Below are 15,250 nucleotides of genomic sequence, written 5' to 3' on the forward strand. Positions count from 1 at the left end.
GAAATTGCCGTCGTTCGGTCAAAGGCATTGGGAAGCCGGCGAGGTGCTCGGACTCGACGTCTGTATCTGGCCGGCAGGAACGTGTGGCCGGATCTGGATTCTGACCCACGCCAGACGGCTGAAACCCGACTGCACCGTGCGCACCATTCAGCAATATTCATAACCGTCAGGGCGGACCTTTGCCCATGGACGACCACTACGACGTGGTAATCGCCGGTGCAGGACCGGCAGGCGCGCAGTGTGCGCGGGACGTCGCCGCGCGAGGATACGACGTGGTCGTTCTCGAGACGGAAGGCGAGGACGAGTTCCCTGCCCAATCGAACAAATCGACTGGCGGAACCTTCCCGTCCATGATGGCGACGTTCGGGATTCCCGACGACGTGGTGATGCAGTTCACCGACTCGGTCGTTCTCGAGTCCCCGAACGATCACTACGTACAGGAACAGCCCGGGGCAGTGCTCGAGTTCGCCGAGTTCAAACGATATCTCGTCGAGGACAGCCGAGAGAAGGGCGCCGAGTACATTTTCGACGCCAGAGTCACCAAGCCCCTCGAGGAGGACGGCGAGCTCGTGGGCGTGACGTACAACGGCGACGAGGAGATCTACGGCGACATCGTCATGGACGCGACCGGACCGAGCGCCCCGCTCGCGAAGAAGCTCGGCGTGAGCAATCTCGAGCGACGGAATCAGGCGATCGGAATCGAGTACGAGTTCGAGGGCGTCGACCTCGACGTCGAGGGGTACGCGGATCTCGAGGACGCCATGATGCTGCGGCTCGATCACGACCTCGCACCGGGTGGCTACTCCTGGATCTTCCACACCGGCGGTGACACGGCGAAGGTCGGACTCTGCTACATCCAAAACGAGAGCTACCAGCGTTACTCCTCGGCGGACCGAACGATCGACGGCTACCTGGATCACTGGCTCGAGAACGACCCGCGGTTCGAGAACGCCGAGCGCATCGCCGGCAAACAACACCGTGGGTCGGCACACATCCAGCCGCCGGATTCGCTCTCCGCCGAGTCGTTCATGGCGATCGGCGACACCGTCCCGACGATCGATCCGCTCTGGGGCGAGGGGATCCACAAGTGTATGAAGTCCGCGCGTGCGGCCGCGATCGTCGCCGATCACGCACTCACCGGAGAGGTCAACACCTCCACCGAGAAGATGTCGATCTACGACGATCTCTGGCACGACGAGGTCGCCCCCAACGCCAACAAGCGCCTGCTGCTCACCAAACTCCTGTATCTCGCACCGAACAGCCGGTACGATCAGCTAATGGGCGATCTGCGACGCTCGGAGAAGGACACTCTCGCAGATGCCAACGAAGGCAACAAGCGAGCGATTGCCAAACTACTCCACCTGCGAGACGTGCCGACGCTCGCCCGGCTCGCGCGACTGCACTACGGCGGATAGTCGGGTCTGTCAGTGCGGAAGCTTTCGAGACTCCTCCGCGCACACCCGTGACTGCAGCGTATCACGGATATCGTGACCTCTGTTCGTAGACCCCCGGAAGCCCTTTATCCGATCCCTGCTCAGTACGGGCCATGAAGCGGCAGGGGGTACTCGTCCTCGCTGTGCTCGCGGTGATGATCACTGGTGGCTGCGTCGGCCTGGTCATCGGCGACGGCGTCCAGATGGACGGTGAGCCCGCAGCAGTGAACGAGGAGACGGTCGATGAGACGGAGTTCACGTTCTCCGAGTACCGAACGGTCCACCTGAACGAGACGGTCGACGTACTGGGTCAGGAACGACACATCAACACGACCAATCACGCCGTGATCTACAATCGGACGTCGAACCTCGAGCAGTTCGACCGGGACACCGGCGGATTCGTCGTGATCTCGACGCCGGACGTCTCGATCGGTGGCCAGTCGGTCAATCCTGCTGCGCGGATGTCCAACCGCGAACTGGTCGATCAGTTCCAGGGAGAACTGGAGTCACAGATCGGTCAGATCGGGGAGCTCAGGGAGGTCTCTCAGCGGACTGAGCCCATGCTTGGCTACGCTGCGAACGTCACGGTGTTCGAAACCGAGACCATGATCGGCGATCGTAACGTGACGCTGTACGTTCACGTGACGAAAGTCAAACACGAGGGCGACCTAATCGCAGCCATCGGCGTCCACCCCGAAGCGTTGCAACAGCAGTCCCCCGAGATCAGCCGGATGATCCGCAATGTCGAACATCCGGTGTCGGCCCCAGGTGCCTGAACCGGACGCACTTGGATGGCTCTCAACGTAGATCGACATAAATAGCACTCACCGTCTGGTAGTAAGCGCGTGTAGCAACTCGATCGAGGAGACAACGGCGAGCAGCTATCGGCGACCGAACGGCATATCGAGCGTCTGATTCTGCTCCTCGTCGATGTCTGGCCGCTCCGTCTTGAACGAGCGGTAGTTCCTGTCCAGTCCCCAGGCGAACAGGTACGTCGCCACGATGAACACGCCACACGCTGCGAGCAAGTACTCTGCGGGCGGGACTGGGTAGCCGAAGAACGGACCACGAACCACGTACCACCCCGAGGCGGCAGTGGTTATCATTCCCAGTGTCCCGACGAGCACCCCTCCGATATCAGTCATGATTTGTGGTGGCCGGTGGTGGCCACTTGCCACCGAAAAGAGGCCAGAAGCTATTAAAAGAACCGTAATATTTGTACAGATCTCCCATTCATATTATCAAAATTATCACCGGATATAAAATGAACGAGTGTTTTTGGTCCGAAAACATTCGGATAAGATCCCGTCGAATTTTTTCGTACGGCGATAGCCGTCTTCCTGATGCCAGGACCGAAGAATTGGGCGAGAGCGATCGCCACGTGATAATTCGATCACACCATCGACTACGTATTCAATTCCACGTTCGAGTACCCATCACAGGGTCCTCCGTAGTTGGCTTGGCGGGAAATCAACCGCGAGAACTCGCTGGTTCCCTATGCGTCTTCGCGGAGCGTCCGCGCTCGGTCGACGTTCCACTCGAAGCTCTTGCCGTCCTCCGTGGGGGTTTCGAGCACGAACGGGAGGTCACGGACCTCGGGATGTGTGAGGATCGCGGTCATACCCTCCTCGCCGATTTCGCCCTCACCGACGTGGGCGTGTTCGTCCTTGTTCGTACCGCTGGCGTGTTTGGAGTCGTTGAGGTGGAACGCTTTCAGATGCTCCAGGCCGACGACGTCGTCGAACTCGTCGATGGCCGCCTCGACGCCAGCTTCGGTCGCGAGATCGTACCCCGCGGCGAAACTGTGGGCAGTATCGAGACAGATACCGAGATCCTGCTCGCTTCGGTCGAGGACGCCAGCGAGATGTTCGAACTCGCCGCCGAGCTTCGTTCCCGATCCGGCGTCGGACTCGACGAGGATCTGAACGCCGTCGGGAACGTCGAGTGCGTCGAGCGTCTCCGCGGCGTTGTCGAGTCCCTGCTCGACGCCGGCGCCCGTGTGCGCGCCGAGGTGGACGTTGACGTACTCGACGCCGAGGGTGTCCGCGGCGTCGAGTTCCGCCTGCATGCTATCGATTGACTTCGCTCGGAGATCGTCCTTGGGAGTCGCGAGGTTCACGAGGTACGCGGAGTGGATGAGCCAGGGTCCATCGAGCTGTTCAGCGGTTCTCTCGCGGAACGCTTCGGCTTCGTCCTCGTCGATAGAGGGACCCTTCCAGACCTGGGGCGAAGCGGTGAATATCTGGCCACAGTTTCCGCCGACGTCGAGCTGTCGCTCGACGGCGTTGTGGACGCCGTCGGCGATCGAGACGTGTGCTCCGATCTTCATGCCCGAACGGAGCCAGCCGACCAGCAAAGGGACTTCGATTGCAGCCAATCGAACGGGAACGACGCTACCGCCGGAATCGGGGATGGATGCAGTTCAGGCGTCTGGCGCAGTTCGCTCCCGGAGCCACGATTTACTCGCGTACTTTCTGTCGGCGAGTTCTCGTGCGCGGTCGAGTTCTTCGTCCGACCAGGAGCCGATCTCGGCGTCGGCCCAGTCGACGAGTGCCGATTCGAGGTGATCGACCGCTTCCGCACGCACGATGTCGACATGATCGGTGATCGAGGTGACGCGCTCCCGGAATCGCGACGAATCCACGCCCGGATCGGAAAAGACGCCGAGATGTCGTTCGGGATCGAGCGAGTACGAGAGCGAGCCGTGCTGGATGATGGCCTCGCGCTGTCGGTACTGGGCGTTGCCGCTGAGTTTCTTCGGGGCAGGATCAGCCGAATCGTTGGCTTCGGGATCACCGGCACGTCCGGCCGTTGCAGTCGCCACGACGTCGTGTGCCGGATTGATCGCCCTGAGGTAACATGTCGGCTCGTGGATCGCGGGCTGTTCGGCATCGGCAAACGCCGCGCTGACGCCCATGCGCCGGAACGCGTCGAGAACCGGTTCACAGAGCAACGCATAAGTTTCCATGAGATCGCCCGGTAGCTCCTCCGCTGGTGCGATCACGCTGTAGGAAATGTCGGCGTCGAAATCGTGGTAGATCCCACCACCACCGGTCTGTCTGCGGGTGACGCCAATGCCTTCGGTCTCGCAGTAGTCCCAGTCGACCGTATGGGGCTCCTGTCGGTAGCCCAGCGAGAGCGTGCTCGGTTCCCAACGAAAGGCACGGACAGTCCGTGGACCGCCAGCGACGGCAGTCTCCGCAGCGACCTCCTCCAGCGCCATCTGCATCGGTCCGGAGCGGGACTCTTCGGGGATCAATCGCCACTCCCGATCCGCGAGGGGGCCAGGCGAACTCGTCATGTATGCCATCTACTGCAAGTCGGGTGAAATCGGTTGCGCTCCGGACGATCACGACTGGCAATTCTCAGACGAGACGACACCCGTCAGCGATTGGCCTCGAGGATTCACCGAGTATTGCTCCCGGCCGTTACTGGACGAATTCGTGGACCACCGGCTGTACAGGAGTGAGAGACATTCTATATAGTCCTACCCATGAATGTGTATGTGATGGTCGGAGTATATACGTGAAATAGCACGGTATTAGTGTACCCTGTCGATACGTACTGCTAATGCCAGGCGGCACAGCGTCGGACCGCCGAACCGTCTCGCGTCGTGAAACACTTGCTGCAATCGCGGGAATAGGGGGCGTAGCGCTCTCGGGCTGTGTCGAGTTCCGGAGCAATGCATCGTCTGGATCGGGGCTCTCTGGAACGATCGACGTCAGGGGCAGCTCGACCGTCTTTCCCCTCATGCGAAGCATGGCCGAAGAGTTCACTGCCGATCACGACGACGTCGTTATCAACACCACGTCGACAGGAACGGGGGCGGGCTTCTCGGATTACTTCTGCGCTGGAACTTCGGATTTCAACAACGCGAGCCGAGAGATTCGCCAACCCGAGGTCGAACAGTGTCAGTCCAATGACGTCGAGTTCCTCCAGTTGACGCTGGCGAGGGACGCGATTACCGTCATCGTGAACAAGGACGCCGACTTCGTCGACTGTCTGACGGTCGATGAGCTCTCCTCGATCTGGCGCACCGACGGCGCCGAACGGTGGAGTGAGGTCCGATCGTCGTTCCCCGACAAAGAGATCGCCCGCTTCGGTGCCGCCGACACCTCCGGCACGTTCGACTATTTCAACACCCACGTCGTCGGAGAAGACGTCGAGCACACGACGGACTACCAGGCAACCGAACAGGACAACAACATCCGGTCCGGCGTGGAGGGGAACAAATACGCCATCGGCTATCTCGGCTTCTCCTACTACGACCCAGAGGCAGTCAAAGCACTCGGCGTCGATAGCGGAGACGGCTGCGTCGTTCCCAGTCTCGAGACCGCATCCTCTGGAGCGTACGGCGTCCTCTCGCGTCCGCTGTACACCTACGTCGCGAAATCAGCCCTCAAGAGAGAGGCCGTCAGGGAGTTCGCCCGATACGCTCTCAAGCGAAGCACGAGCGAACCCCTGGTCGCCGACGAAGTCGGCTACGTCCCGAACTCGCCGGAGCTCGCAGGCGAGGAGTTCACCGAACTCAACGACACAATCTGGGAGGTGACAGTATGAGCGCGGAGCCAGACGCTCCGGACCTCACGCGCGACAGTGCATTGTCTGACCTCCGTGAGCGCGGGTACGCCGGTTTCTTCGTCGGCTGTGCGGTTCTCACGCTCGCGACGACCCTCAGCATCGCTGCAATGTTGCTCCTCCGATCCGCCGAGTTCTTCTCCGAGTACGATGCCGGCTCCTTTCTCACCGGCACCACGTTCCGCGCCTCGAACGAAGTCTTCGGGATCCTCCCGCTCGCGCTCGCGACCCTGTTCGTTACGATCACCGCCGCAATCGTCGCCCTTCCGATCGGCACGCTCACCGCGATCTATCTCAGCGAGTACGCATCTGGGCGTGTCAGAGCGATTCTAAAACCGTTGCTCGAGATCCTCGCCGGCGTCCCGACGATCGTGTACGGTATTTTTGCGCTGGTCTACGTCACACCCGTTCTCCAGCTACTCTTCCCCGGACTGCCGACGTTCAACCTGCTCTCGGCGTCGCTGATGATCGGAATCATGACGATTCCGATGGTTTCCTCGATCAGCGAGGACGCGATGAGCGCCGTGCCAGACGACCTCCGACAGGCGGGCTACGGACTCGGCGCGACGAAGTTCGAGGTATCGACCGGCGTCGTCGTGCCAGCGTCGGTGTCCGGGATCGCTTCATCCTACATTCTGGCAGTCTCGCGAGCGATCGGCGAGACCATGATTATCGCAGTCGCCGCGGGGACGCAGGCGAATATGCCGACCGTCCGAGAGGCCGGTGGGGTGATCCCCTACGTTCATCCCGGCGAAGTGTTGCTCGAACCGGGCATGACCATCACGTCGGCGATGGTCCACACCCGCGGCGGTGAACTCACCGGCGGCTCGATAGCGTACGACGCACTATTCGCTCTCGGGCTGACACTGTTCGTCGGAACGCTCGTCCTCAACGTCGCGAGTGACGTGGTCGCCGAACGTTACAGGGAGGAATACTGAGATGGCAACTGAGCATGAACAGGAGTTCGGCGCGGTCAGCAGGGTTCGCGGAAAGGTGTTCGAGGCAGTCTCCTTCGGATCCTCGGTGCTCGGCATTGTCGCCCTGGCAGTACTCTTGGTGTTCGTCGTCGTGGACGCATTTGGGCTTGCGGCTGCAGATACGGGGTGGATCCTCACCTACGTCGCGGCTCTCGTCGTCCCGATGCTCGCGCTGTGGTGCTATCGGCTCGATGACCAGTGGCTGGTTCGACGGGCGGGCGCCGCGCTCCTCGTCGGCGCGCCGGCGGCATTCCTCCTCGAAACCGCTCTGGCCGCCGTCGGCGTCTCTATCCCCACGCTGAACTGGGAGCTACTCTACCTCTTCGCCGTCGTGGTTCCGGTCACGGGGACGGTGCTCGTCACCGGCCGCGATGGACCGGTCGGCGGAGCTGCGAACGGTCTCTTCGGACGAATCCTGGGCGGTGCCGTGTTTGCCGCAGGTCTCGTGGTGGTCTTCGAGATACTCGACCCACAGCTCTGGTTCCTCGTATACTCTCTGGCCGTGCTGCCTGCGGTCGGATGCGTGGCATACGCACGCCAGAACCCCACATCCATCCTTGGTCGCCTTCGGATCCCCGTCGGAGTTCTCGGCCTGTTCGCCGCTGTGGCAATCCACCGTGTGTTCCTCATTACCGTCCCGTACTGGGTCTTCCACGTCTGGGCGCTGGCCGTACCGGTAGCCGTCGCGACGGCCTGGCTCGACGATGAGCCAGAAACCGACGCGGGCTGGATGACCACTGCCGGGGTGACGCTACTGGTCCTCGTCGTCGGTAGCCTCGCAATCGGAACCCAGGGCATCGCCGCCAGCTACGGTCTCCTCCTCCTGATCGGGCTCGTTCCCGCCGGACGATACGCATTCGACACCGCCGGAACGTCACCGGAGCGGATCGGACTGCTCGCACCGCTAGTTCTCGGTATTGGAATCGTTATCGGCACCATAGTGGCAAACGCGCTCGGTATTGCCGGTCCGGACCCGTGGCTAGACTCTGGATTCCTGACGAACCCGCCGTCGGGCACGGCGAGCGAGGCCGGCTTCTATCCGGCGATCGTTGGCTCCGTACTGGTCATCGCCGTCGTGGCGGTGCTCTCCTTCGCTTTCGGCGTGGGAACGGCGATCTTCCTCGAGGAGTACACGGCCGACGAGGGGCTCGTCGGCTCGCTCACACGTCTGATCCAGATCAACATCGCGAACCTCGCTGCGGTCCCCTCCGTCGTCTACGGGCTCCTGGGGCTGGCCCTGTTCGCGAACATGCTCGGATTTGGACTCGGAACGGTCGTGACTGCGGGATTGACGCTCTCCTTGCTCATCCTGCCGATCACGATTATCTCCGCGCAGGAGGCGCTTCGCGCCGTCCCCGACGATCTCCGACGTGGCTCAGACGCCATGGGCGCAACCAGATGGCAGACGACGCGCAACGTCGTCGTCCCCGAAGCACTGCCAGGAATATTTACGGGGACGATCCTCGCCCTCGGCCGCGCCATCGGTGAGACGGCGCCGCTCCTCTTGATCGGAGCCGTAACCGCACGGACCGCAGCTCCGTCGGGCGTCTTTGATCAGGTGTCTGCGATGCCGCTCCAGCTGTTCAATTGGTACGGTCAGCCAGAGCCGTTCCCGCGGGGCGTCGTTCCCGCTGGCGTCGTCACCTTGCTACTCGTCTTGCTCGTGATGAACGGGACCGCCATCCTGCTCCGGAACCGGTACGAGCGCTCGGACGGTTAGCTCCGTTTCGACGTCGAGCAATGCTCTCCTTATCCGACGTGCGATCATTCCAGTTTCAGGAGGCCGATCAAAGAGACTGAGAGAAATCGTAAGGGGACCGCCTCGATCGCCCGATACCATCCCGAGGACATTTTGCGCACCGCTACGGGTGTGGAGCTATGACCGAGTGGATCGGCGAGACGTTCACGAGCGACGCCGGCTGGAATCACCTCGAGACCCTGGTCGACGTCGGCAATCGAATGGCAGGAAGCGAGGGGGAACGCCGTGCTGCGGAGGCAACGCGAGATGCACTGGCCGACGCGGGCGCCCGCGACGCACATTTGGAGACGTTCGAACTACAGGGCTGGACACGTGGCTCCTCAGCCGTGCAGGCCGGTGACACCACCCAGGACTCCATCGCGCTCCCACGAAGCCCAGCCGGAGACGCGACCGGCGAACTCGTCGACGTCGGCTACGGACTTCCCGAGGACTTCGAGCAGGACCTGGAAGGGAAGGTCGTGATGGCTGCGAGCAACGTCCCCGACTGGTACGACCGCTTTCTGCACCGCCGTGAGAAGTACTATCACGCGGTGGAGGCCGGTGCGACGGCGTTCGTCTTCCGGAACCACGTCGAAGGATGTCTGGCCCCCACTGGCAGCGTCGGGACGGCGGCAGATCCGATCGGCGATATTCCCGCTGTCGGCGTCTCGAAGGAGGTCGGGTCCCGGCTCGAGCGCCGCTGGGAGAGCGAGGAGGTGACGGTGACAGTCGACGCCGACGTCCACGCCGCGACGAGTCAGAACGTCCACGCGACGGTCGGACCGGACACCGAGGAGGAGATACTGCTGACGAGCCACGTCGACGCTCACGACATTGCCGAAGGAGCAGGTGACAACGGCGCGGGAACGGCGGTTCTCGTGGAGGTCGCGAACGCTCTCGCCGCCCGCGAAACGGAACTCGATACGCAAGTCCACTTGCTCGCATACGGTGGTGAGGAGGTTGGCCTCCGTGGATCCGAGTACGACGCGGCCCAGCGAAATCGGGATTCGATCCGCGCGATCGTCAACAACGACGGCGTGGTCCGTGGACGCACGCTCACGTGTTTCACGCACGGATTCGATGCCCTCGACGCCGTTGCCCAGAGCGTCGCGGACGAGTTCGATCATCCGATCGAGACGACGCCAAAGCTTGGACCCCACAGCGACCATTGGCCATACGTACAGTGGGGCGTGCCGGGCTACCACCTGATGGCAGAGACTGACTACGAAGGTCGTGGCTGGGGACACACCCGCGCTGACACCCTCGACAAACTCGAACCGAGGAACCTTCGCGAGCAGTCGATTCTCATCGCGGAACTCGTCTTCCGACTCGCAGACGAGGAGACCGACGTCGACCACAGGTCTGCGGAAGCGATCGCCGATCAACTCGAGGACGAGGATCTCGCGACAGGGATGAAGATCATCGGCGACTGGCCGTACGAGTCCGGCACCGACGCTAACTGACCGATAGTGCGCGGATCCGATCGCTGCCAGGGAGAGTATCTGGGCAATTCGTCACTTCGTTACTTCTTCGGCGCTTCGTTCATCCGTCGTCGCTATCTCTCTCTCACTTTTCGACTCCCCCATCCATCAGGACTGCTGAGAGTGTATCGGAGCGTCACCGATCGGGCGGCGCCGCCTTCGTCGTGGTCCGAATTCAGACGTGCTCGTCGAGGAAGGACGCGATTCGCTCGGTCGATTCGATGCGGTTCTCGAGCTTGCTAAAGCCGTGACCCTCGTCGTCGAAGACCAGCAGTTCCACGGGAACGCCCTGCTCGCGAGCGGCGTCGGCGACTTGCTCGGCCTCTCCCAGCGGCACGCGGGGATCGTTCGCGCCGTGAGCGACGAACAGCGGCGCGTCGATGGAGTCGATGGAGTTGATCGGGCTGATCCGCTCGAGGAGGTCGCGGTCGTCCTCGAGACTGCCGTACTCGGCCTCGCGGAGTTCGCGGCGCCAGTCGCCCGTGTTCTCGAGGAACGTGACGAAGTTCGCGATTCCGACGACGTCGACGCCCGCAGCCCAGCGGTCGGGATACGCCGTCATCGCTGCCAGAACCATGAACCCGCCGTAGGAGCCGCCCTTGACGGCGATCCGGTCGTCGTCGATTGCGGGATGCTCTGCGAGCCAGTCGTGGCCCGCGGCGAGGTCTGCGACCGAGTCCATCCGTCGCTCGACGTCGTCGAGGTGAGTGTACTCTCTGCCGTAACCTGTCGATCCCCGTACGTTTGGCTCGAAGAGGGCGTAGCCGCGCGCCAGGAAGTACTGCTGGACCGCGCTGAAAGAGGGCCTTCGCTGGCTCTCCGGGCCGCCGTGAACGTCGACGATCACGGGAAGCGAGCCGTCCTCGGCGGCGGTTCCGTCTGCACCGTCGTCTCCAGGCATCGTGAACAGCGCCGGAATCTCGCGTCCATCGAACGTCTCGTAGCGAACGAGCTCCGGATCGCGGAAGGTCTCCCGTGGAATGCCCGCCGTCGGAGCGTCGGTCCAGCGTTCGACTGAGAGCGGGTCGGTGTCGCTCTGGCTCCCGTCGCGTCCAGCGTCTGCCCGGAAGCCGGTGCCAGCGATCGACGTGACGTCGGCGTCGTCGACGTCGACCACGAAAACGTTCGCGTTCGTGCTCCTGCCCGTCGTCGTGATCGAGAACCGCGTTCCGTCCGGTGCCACGTCGACGCCACCGGCGACGCGCCCTGGGAGCTGTGGCGCGGGAAGCGGATCGATCTCGGCCGATCCGGCAAGCGACCCGACCGCGAGATCGGTGTCGCCGTCGACGTTTCGGGACGCGATGACCAGCCCGCTATCCTCGTCGACGACCACTCCGCCAACCTCCCAGTCGCCGCCGTCCCAGACCGTCTCGATGTCACCAGTAGCGAGCTCGAGGTAGCAGAGTGATCGGGTGTCGGCGTCCTCGTCGGTCGCGAGGTAGATCCCCTCCCCGTCTGGCGCCCACTCCGGACTCGAGTACCGAATATCGCCCTCGTGATCGGTCACCTGCTGGAGGTCACCGCTGGCGACGTCGAGAACGTGGAGTTCGTGGTCGAAGCTCGATCGGGCCTCGTGGACGAGCAGTCTGTCGTCGCTCGGACTCCAGCCGGCAAGCGAGAGCCAGCCGTCGCCGTCGGCGATCAGCTCCGCGTCGTCACCACGATCCTCGCGGTGCTGGACGTACAGGTCGAAGACGGCCTCGTCCCGTCGGTTTGAGGCGAAGGCGAACCGATCGCCCTCGCTGTCCCAACCACCCCATCGATGTTTGGCATCGGGTCGTTGCGTCAGATCGTCTATCTGGCCGTCGTCGAGGTCGAGGCGGTGGAGCTGGGCGCGCTCGTTGCCGCCCTCGTCCATACCGAAGACGAGCTCGTTTCGGGTCGGCGAGTAGTCGACGAAGGTCACGCGCTCCTCGAACGTCGTGTGCTGGACGGGCCACGCGCCGGGAGCGTCCACGGTCCAGACCTGCGGAACGCCGGTCGTATCGAGGAGGAAGGCTATCGAATCGCCATCCGGCGCCCACGAGGCACCGTGAGCGCTTCGAACGTTGAGATACCGTTCGAGATCGTAGGACATGGGTCGAGTTCTGGAGCAGCGGCCAAAAAGCTCGCGGCGAGCGAACCTCCGCCGATGGGAACCTCGTTCGCAGAGGGGATCCTTCGTCCCGGATCTGAATCTTCCATCGCGGATCTGGATTCTTCGTTCACAGATCTCGTACGATGTCCGCTCTTGTCTGTCGATCGATCGGTCGAAGCAGGCCAGTGGGATTTTTATCCGGGCTGTTCATCGATGGCAGTATGCGAATCGCCGTCGTGTCGCCCGAGACGATTCACCACCGTGACGCGGACGACACCCGGCGACTGCAACGGCTCATTCGCGGACTGACCGACCGCGGTCACGAGGTCACCGTCTGCTGTGGCCGCTGGTGGGAAGGCGCTGGCCCCGTTGCCGATGGAGCAGAGCAAATCGCCACAGGGACGAACGAAGCTGCGCCGGACGTTGCCCCAGCGGCTGACCCGGACGACCTTCCGCCCGCCGGGACCCCGGCTGCCGGCGAAGCAAGCGAGCGTGCACCCGACGAGACCGGCGTCGCGGCGGCGGACCAGGATCCCGATTCAGGGGACTCCGATTCCTCCGGCCGGGGTAGGGATGGCCGAGATTCACCCGATCGAGATTCGCCGGACCGGAATACGGCGGATCCGGAGGCCGCACGAGAAGAGGAAATCTCATCTACGGTCACCGTCGACGACGTCACCTACCGGGCAGTCATCGCCGACGCGAACGACCAGCGGGCGTTCAGTACATGGGCGCCACTGGCGATCAGAAAGTCGAAGCCAGATGTCATCCACGCAGTCGCGACTCGGCCGTCGACGGTGGTCGCTTCCCGCGTCGGGGCGACGCTCGCGCGAGCGCCGGTGCTTGCTGAGTGGTACGATCCGTCGCTGGCCTCTGCGAGCGACTGGTCCACTCGACAGGCGCTCTCACGACCTGGACGCATCGTCACGCCGTCACGGCTCACCCGTCGACAGCTGTTGGAACTCGGCGCGACGGACGCGAAACTGCAGGTGATCCCGAATGCGATCGATATGGAACAGATCGAGTCCGTGGACCCAGACGACGACGGAGACGTCGTCTACGCACGGCGTCTCGACGAAGACGCGAACCTCGAGAGCCTCTTTCTCGGCCTCGCGGAACTCCGCGACCGTGGCTGGTCGGCGACGATCGTCGGCGACGGGCCCGCTCGCGAGGAGTACGAACAGCAGGCGAAGGACCTCCGGATCGACGACCGGGTCACCTTCGCTGGGGCCTGCGACCGGGAGGAGCGCGTCGCGATCTACCGGGGCGCCCACGCGTTCGCCCAGACTGCCCGGCGCTGCGTCTTCGCCACCGAGCTACTCTGGGCGCTCGCCTGTGGCTGCGTCGGAATCGTCGAGTACCACGCCGACTCCAGTGCCCACGAGCTCGTGGAGGGGCGCGAGCGTGGATTCCGGACGACAAACCCTCGCGAGACCGCGCAGGCGATCAGGGACGCCGGGAACCTCGAACAGCGCACGCTCGACGAGTCGTTCGCGAGTTTCGACGAAGAAGCGGTCCTCGAGCAGTACGAGAGCTGTTACGAAACGCTCCGCGATGAGTGGGGATTCTTCTGAGAGGACTGGTGCAACTCGCCAGGGCACCGAGTTCTAGGACGCGTCGAAGACGACCAGCATCCCGGGGCCTCCTCAGGGCCCGCGAACGCTGATCTCGCCCTCCGCAGTCACAGATACGGTGAGCGACTCGACGAGCCGGCGGCCGTCGAAAGCCGCGTCGCTGTGATCGGTGATCCTGGATATGAGCTCCGGCGTCGAGGCATCGACTTTGACGTCGGCCTCGTCGCAGGCGGCGTAAATCCGATCGGGTATGTCGTAGAGGTCGGTGTCCGCGGGGATTCGCAGGCTGACGGGCGCTTCGAGCGCCTCGGCCACGGCGACGGTAGCGATCGCCTTCTCGACGTTGCTCCGAGCGCTCGACTCCACGCTGGAGACGTTCGCCCGCGACGTGCCGAGACGGTCGGCGATCTCGGTCTGTGTAAGCCCGCGTTCGCGGAGTGCCAGCACCTCGGCCTGCCGTGGGGTGAGGACGTTCTCCTCGGCGACGTAGCCGGCGCGGTCGAGAATAGCGGCTGCGTCAGGATCGGCAACGCTCCCCGCAGTGCCGTCATCCTCGTCAGTCTCACCAGTCGTCGGTTCGCTTGGTTCAGACTCTGCGAGATCCGCGTCGTCGACCCCGTCTTGTTCCGTCATTGGAACGCACCGGGAGACATCATAAATTTGCTCGGGGCGGACCGATCAGCTTCCCCAGAAGTCTTCGCGGCTGCCGAGGTGGGGACGTCGTTCCTCCTGCTTCTCGTGATCGTCGCTCTCGGCGGATTCGTCGTCGTCCGCGTCTTCCTCTTCCTCGTCGGGGTCCATGGGGAGGCGTTCGAGTTCGTCGGCCTTTGCGTGGTTCGAGTGCACTTTCGTGATCTCGACTTTCGCACGAGCCTCAGGCAGCACGCCGTCGACGAGGACGACGAAGCCGTCGTCAGTGCGACCGACGCCCGCACCGCTCTCGTGAATGTCCTCGACGTCGACGACGACCTCCTCGCCCTGCTTCACCGGCTGGGTCTTCAGATCGTCGATGGGCTGGCTGTAGTGGTTACACCACTCCTTCCCACCCCGGTCCCCGTAATGCGAACAACCCATCCCCTCGATGCGCTCCGAGAAGCTGGGACAGTCGTCCGCCAGCGGACAGTTAGCCATACCGAACGTTCGTAGGGCGGCAGTGTAAACGCTTGCGGCTTCGTCGTGGGTGTTCCGTGCCGAGAATCGATAATCGTCAGCAAATGGAAGGCAGGAGCTGCCCGAACCTCGCCATCGGGCATCGACGACGCTGACGTGAGGTGAGGAGATGGAGGAGAAGAGTACCGAGGTTCCCCGTGGGGCCGATCCACCTCTATCACCTTGCTCTGCTTCGGTGGCTACCTACGCCGTCGTAGGCAGGACGGTTATGTAGGCGGGGAT

At 63.2% G+C, this 15,250-nt stretch carries 13 protein-coding genes; 7 read left to right on the forward strand and 6 right to left on the reverse strand.

Annotated features, from left to right (window positions below; all coding sequences use genetic code 11):
• Positions 1–185 precede the first annotated feature (185 nt).
• Entirely contained in the window at positions 186–1,415 is a 1,230-nt protein-coding gene (locus tag MXF70_RS11915) for a digeranylgeranylglycerophospholipid reductase (RefSeq protein WP_248515849.1), read from the forward strand.
• A gap of 131 nt (positions 1,416–1,546) precedes the next feature.
• Positions 1,547–2,209 carry a DUF6517 family protein gene (locus MXF70_RS11920; RefSeq protein WP_248515850.1) on the forward strand — a complete coding sequence of 221 codons (663 nt, stop codon included), beginning with the start codon at positions 1,547–1,549 and terminating at the stop codon, positions 2,207–2,209.
• Between the two features lie 105 nt (positions 2,210–2,314).
• On the opposite strand, the gene MXF70_RS11925 is transcribed toward MXF70_RS11920, so the two are convergent.
• The 3 genes from MXF70_RS11925 to MXF70_RS11935 form a co-directional block, all read right to left on the reverse strand.
• Entirely contained in the window at positions 2,315–2,578 is a 264-nt protein-coding gene (locus MXF70_RS11925) for a DUF8132 family protein (protein ID WP_510631679.1), read from the reverse strand.
• Positions 2,579–2,928: 350 nt separating this feature from the next.
• Positions 2,929–3,762, reverse strand: a complete 834-nt coding sequence (locus MXF70_RS11930; protein ID WP_248515852.1) for a deoxyribonuclease IV — start codon at positions 3,760–3,762, stop codon at positions 2,929–2,931.
• Between the two features lie 93 nt (positions 3,763–3,855).
• The gene (locus tag MXF70_RS11935; protein ID WP_248515853.1) at positions 3,856–4,734 is read right to left on the reverse strand and encodes a lipoate--protein ligase family protein; all 879 of its coding nucleotides are present in this window, start codon (positions 4,732–4,734) and stop codon (positions 3,856–3,858) included.
• Positions 4,735–5,003: 269 nt separating this feature from the next.
• On the opposite strand from MXF70_RS11935, the gene MXF70_RS11940 reads away from it, so the two are divergent.
• From MXF70_RS11940 to MXF70_RS11955, 4 genes are all read left to right on the forward strand, one after another.
• Entirely contained in the window at positions 5,004–5,993 is a 990-nt protein-coding gene (locus MXF70_RS11940) for a PstS family phosphate ABC transporter substrate-binding protein (RefSeq protein WP_248515854.1), read from the forward strand.
• The gene (pstC, locus tag MXF70_RS11945) at positions 5,990–6,949 is read left to right on the forward strand and encodes a phosphate ABC transporter permease subunit PstC (protein ID WP_259370359.1); all 960 of its coding nucleotides are present in this window, start codon (positions 5,990–5,992) and stop codon (positions 6,947–6,949) included. Before MXF70_RS11940 ends, pstC begins: the two co-directional genes overlap by 4 nt.
• Position 6,950: 1 nt before the next feature.
• A complete protein-coding gene (gene pstA / locus MXF70_RS11950; RefSeq protein ID WP_248515855.1) occupies positions 6,951–8,708 on the forward strand; it encodes a phosphate ABC transporter permease PstA in 1,758 nt (585 codons plus the stop codon).
• 158 nt (positions 8,709–8,866) lie between these two features.
• On the forward strand, positions 8,867–10,189 hold the full coding sequence (locus MXF70_RS11955) for a M28 family peptidase (RefSeq protein ID WP_248515856.1): 1,323 nt from the start codon (positions 8,867–8,869) through the stop codon (positions 10,187–10,189).
• A gap of 193 nt (positions 10,190–10,382) precedes the next feature.
• On the opposite strand, the gene MXF70_RS11960 is transcribed toward MXF70_RS11955, so the two are convergent.
• Complete coding sequence (locus tag MXF70_RS11960) at positions 10,383–12,284, reverse strand: S9 family peptidase (protein ID WP_248515857.1); 1,902 nt, start codon at positions 12,282–12,284, stop codon at positions 10,383–10,385.
• A gap of 221 nt (positions 12,285–12,505) precedes the next feature.
• Between MXF70_RS11960 and MXF70_RS11965 the strand changes: the two genes are divergently transcribed.
• On the forward strand, positions 12,506–13,858 hold the full coding sequence (locus tag MXF70_RS11965) for a glycosyltransferase (RefSeq protein WP_248515858.1): 1,353 nt from the start codon (positions 12,506–12,508) through the stop codon (positions 13,856–13,858).
• A 72-nt stretch (positions 13,859–13,930) separates the two neighbouring features.
• Here MXF70_RS11965 and MXF70_RS11970 read toward each other — a convergent pair whose 3' ends face one another.
• Both MXF70_RS11970 and MXF70_RS11975 read right to left on the reverse strand, forming a co-directional pair.
• Positions 13,931–14,491, reverse strand: a complete 561-nt coding sequence (locus MXF70_RS11970) for a Tfx family DNA-binding protein (RefSeq protein ID WP_248515859.1) — start codon at positions 14,489–14,491, stop codon at positions 13,931–13,933.
• A gap of 45 nt (positions 14,492–14,536) precedes the next feature.
• On the reverse strand, positions 14,537–14,989 hold the full coding sequence (locus tag MXF70_RS11975) for a TRAM domain-containing protein (protein WP_248515860.1): 453 nt from the start codon (positions 14,987–14,989) through the stop codon (positions 14,537–14,539).
• Positions 14,990–15,250: the final 261 nt, after the last annotated feature.

The sequence above is a fragment of the Salinarchaeum laminariae genome (genome assembly GCF_023204835.1).
In the GTDB taxonomy this organism is placed as follows: Archaea; Halobacteriota; Halobacteria; order Halobacteriales; family Salinarchaeaceae; genus Salinarchaeum; species Salinarchaeum laminariae.

Excerpts from the sequence above, each read along its gene's own strand:
- MXF70_RS11915 (WP_248515849.1), top strand. The coding sequence starts at position 186 with ATGGACGACCACTACGACGTGGTAATCGCCGGTGCAGGACCGGCAGGC.
- MXF70_RS11920 (WP_248515850.1), top strand. The coding sequence starts at position 1,547 with ATGAAGCGGCAGGGGGTACTCGTCCTCGCTGTGCTCGCGGTGATGATC.
- MXF70_RS11925 (WP_510631679.1), bottom strand. The coding sequence starts at position 2,578 with ATGACTGATATCGGAGGGGTGCTCGTCGGGACACTGGGAATGATAACC.
- MXF70_RS11930 (WP_248515852.1), bottom strand. The coding sequence starts at position 3,762 with ATGAAGATCGGAGCACACGTCTCGATCGCCGACGGCGTCCACAACGCC.
- MXF70_RS11935 (WP_248515853.1), bottom strand. The coding sequence starts at position 4,734 with ATGACGAGTTCGCCTGGCCCCCTCGCGGATCGGGAGTGGCGATTGATC.
- MXF70_RS11940 (WP_248515854.1), top strand. The coding sequence starts at position 5,004 with ATGCCAGGCGGCACAGCGTCGGACCGCCGAACCGTCTCGCGTCGTGAA.
- pstC (WP_259370359.1), top strand. The coding sequence starts at position 5,990 with ATGAGCGCGGAGCCAGACGCTCCGGACCTCACGCGCGACAGTGCATTG.
- pstA (WP_248515855.1), top strand. The coding sequence starts at position 6,951 with ATGGCAACTGAGCATGAACAGGAGTTCGGCGCGGTCAGCAGGGTTCGC.
- MXF70_RS11955 (WP_248515856.1), top strand. The coding sequence starts at position 8,867 with ATGACCGAGTGGATCGGCGAGACGTTCACGAGCGACGCCGGCTGGAAT.
- MXF70_RS11960 (WP_248515857.1), bottom strand. The coding sequence starts at position 12,284 with ATGTCCTACGATCTCGAACGGTATCTCAACGTTCGAAGCGCTCACGGT.
- MXF70_RS11965 (WP_248515858.1), top strand. The coding sequence starts at position 12,506 with ATGCGAATCGCCGTCGTGTCGCCCGAGACGATTCACCACCGTGACGCG.
- MXF70_RS11970 (WP_248515859.1), bottom strand. The coding sequence starts at position 14,491 with ATGACGGAACAAGACGGGGTCGACGACGCGGATCTCGCAGAGTCTGAA.
- MXF70_RS11975 (WP_248515860.1), bottom strand. The coding sequence starts at position 14,989 with ATGGCTAACTGTCCGCTGGCGGACGACTGTCCCAGCTTCTCGGAGCGC.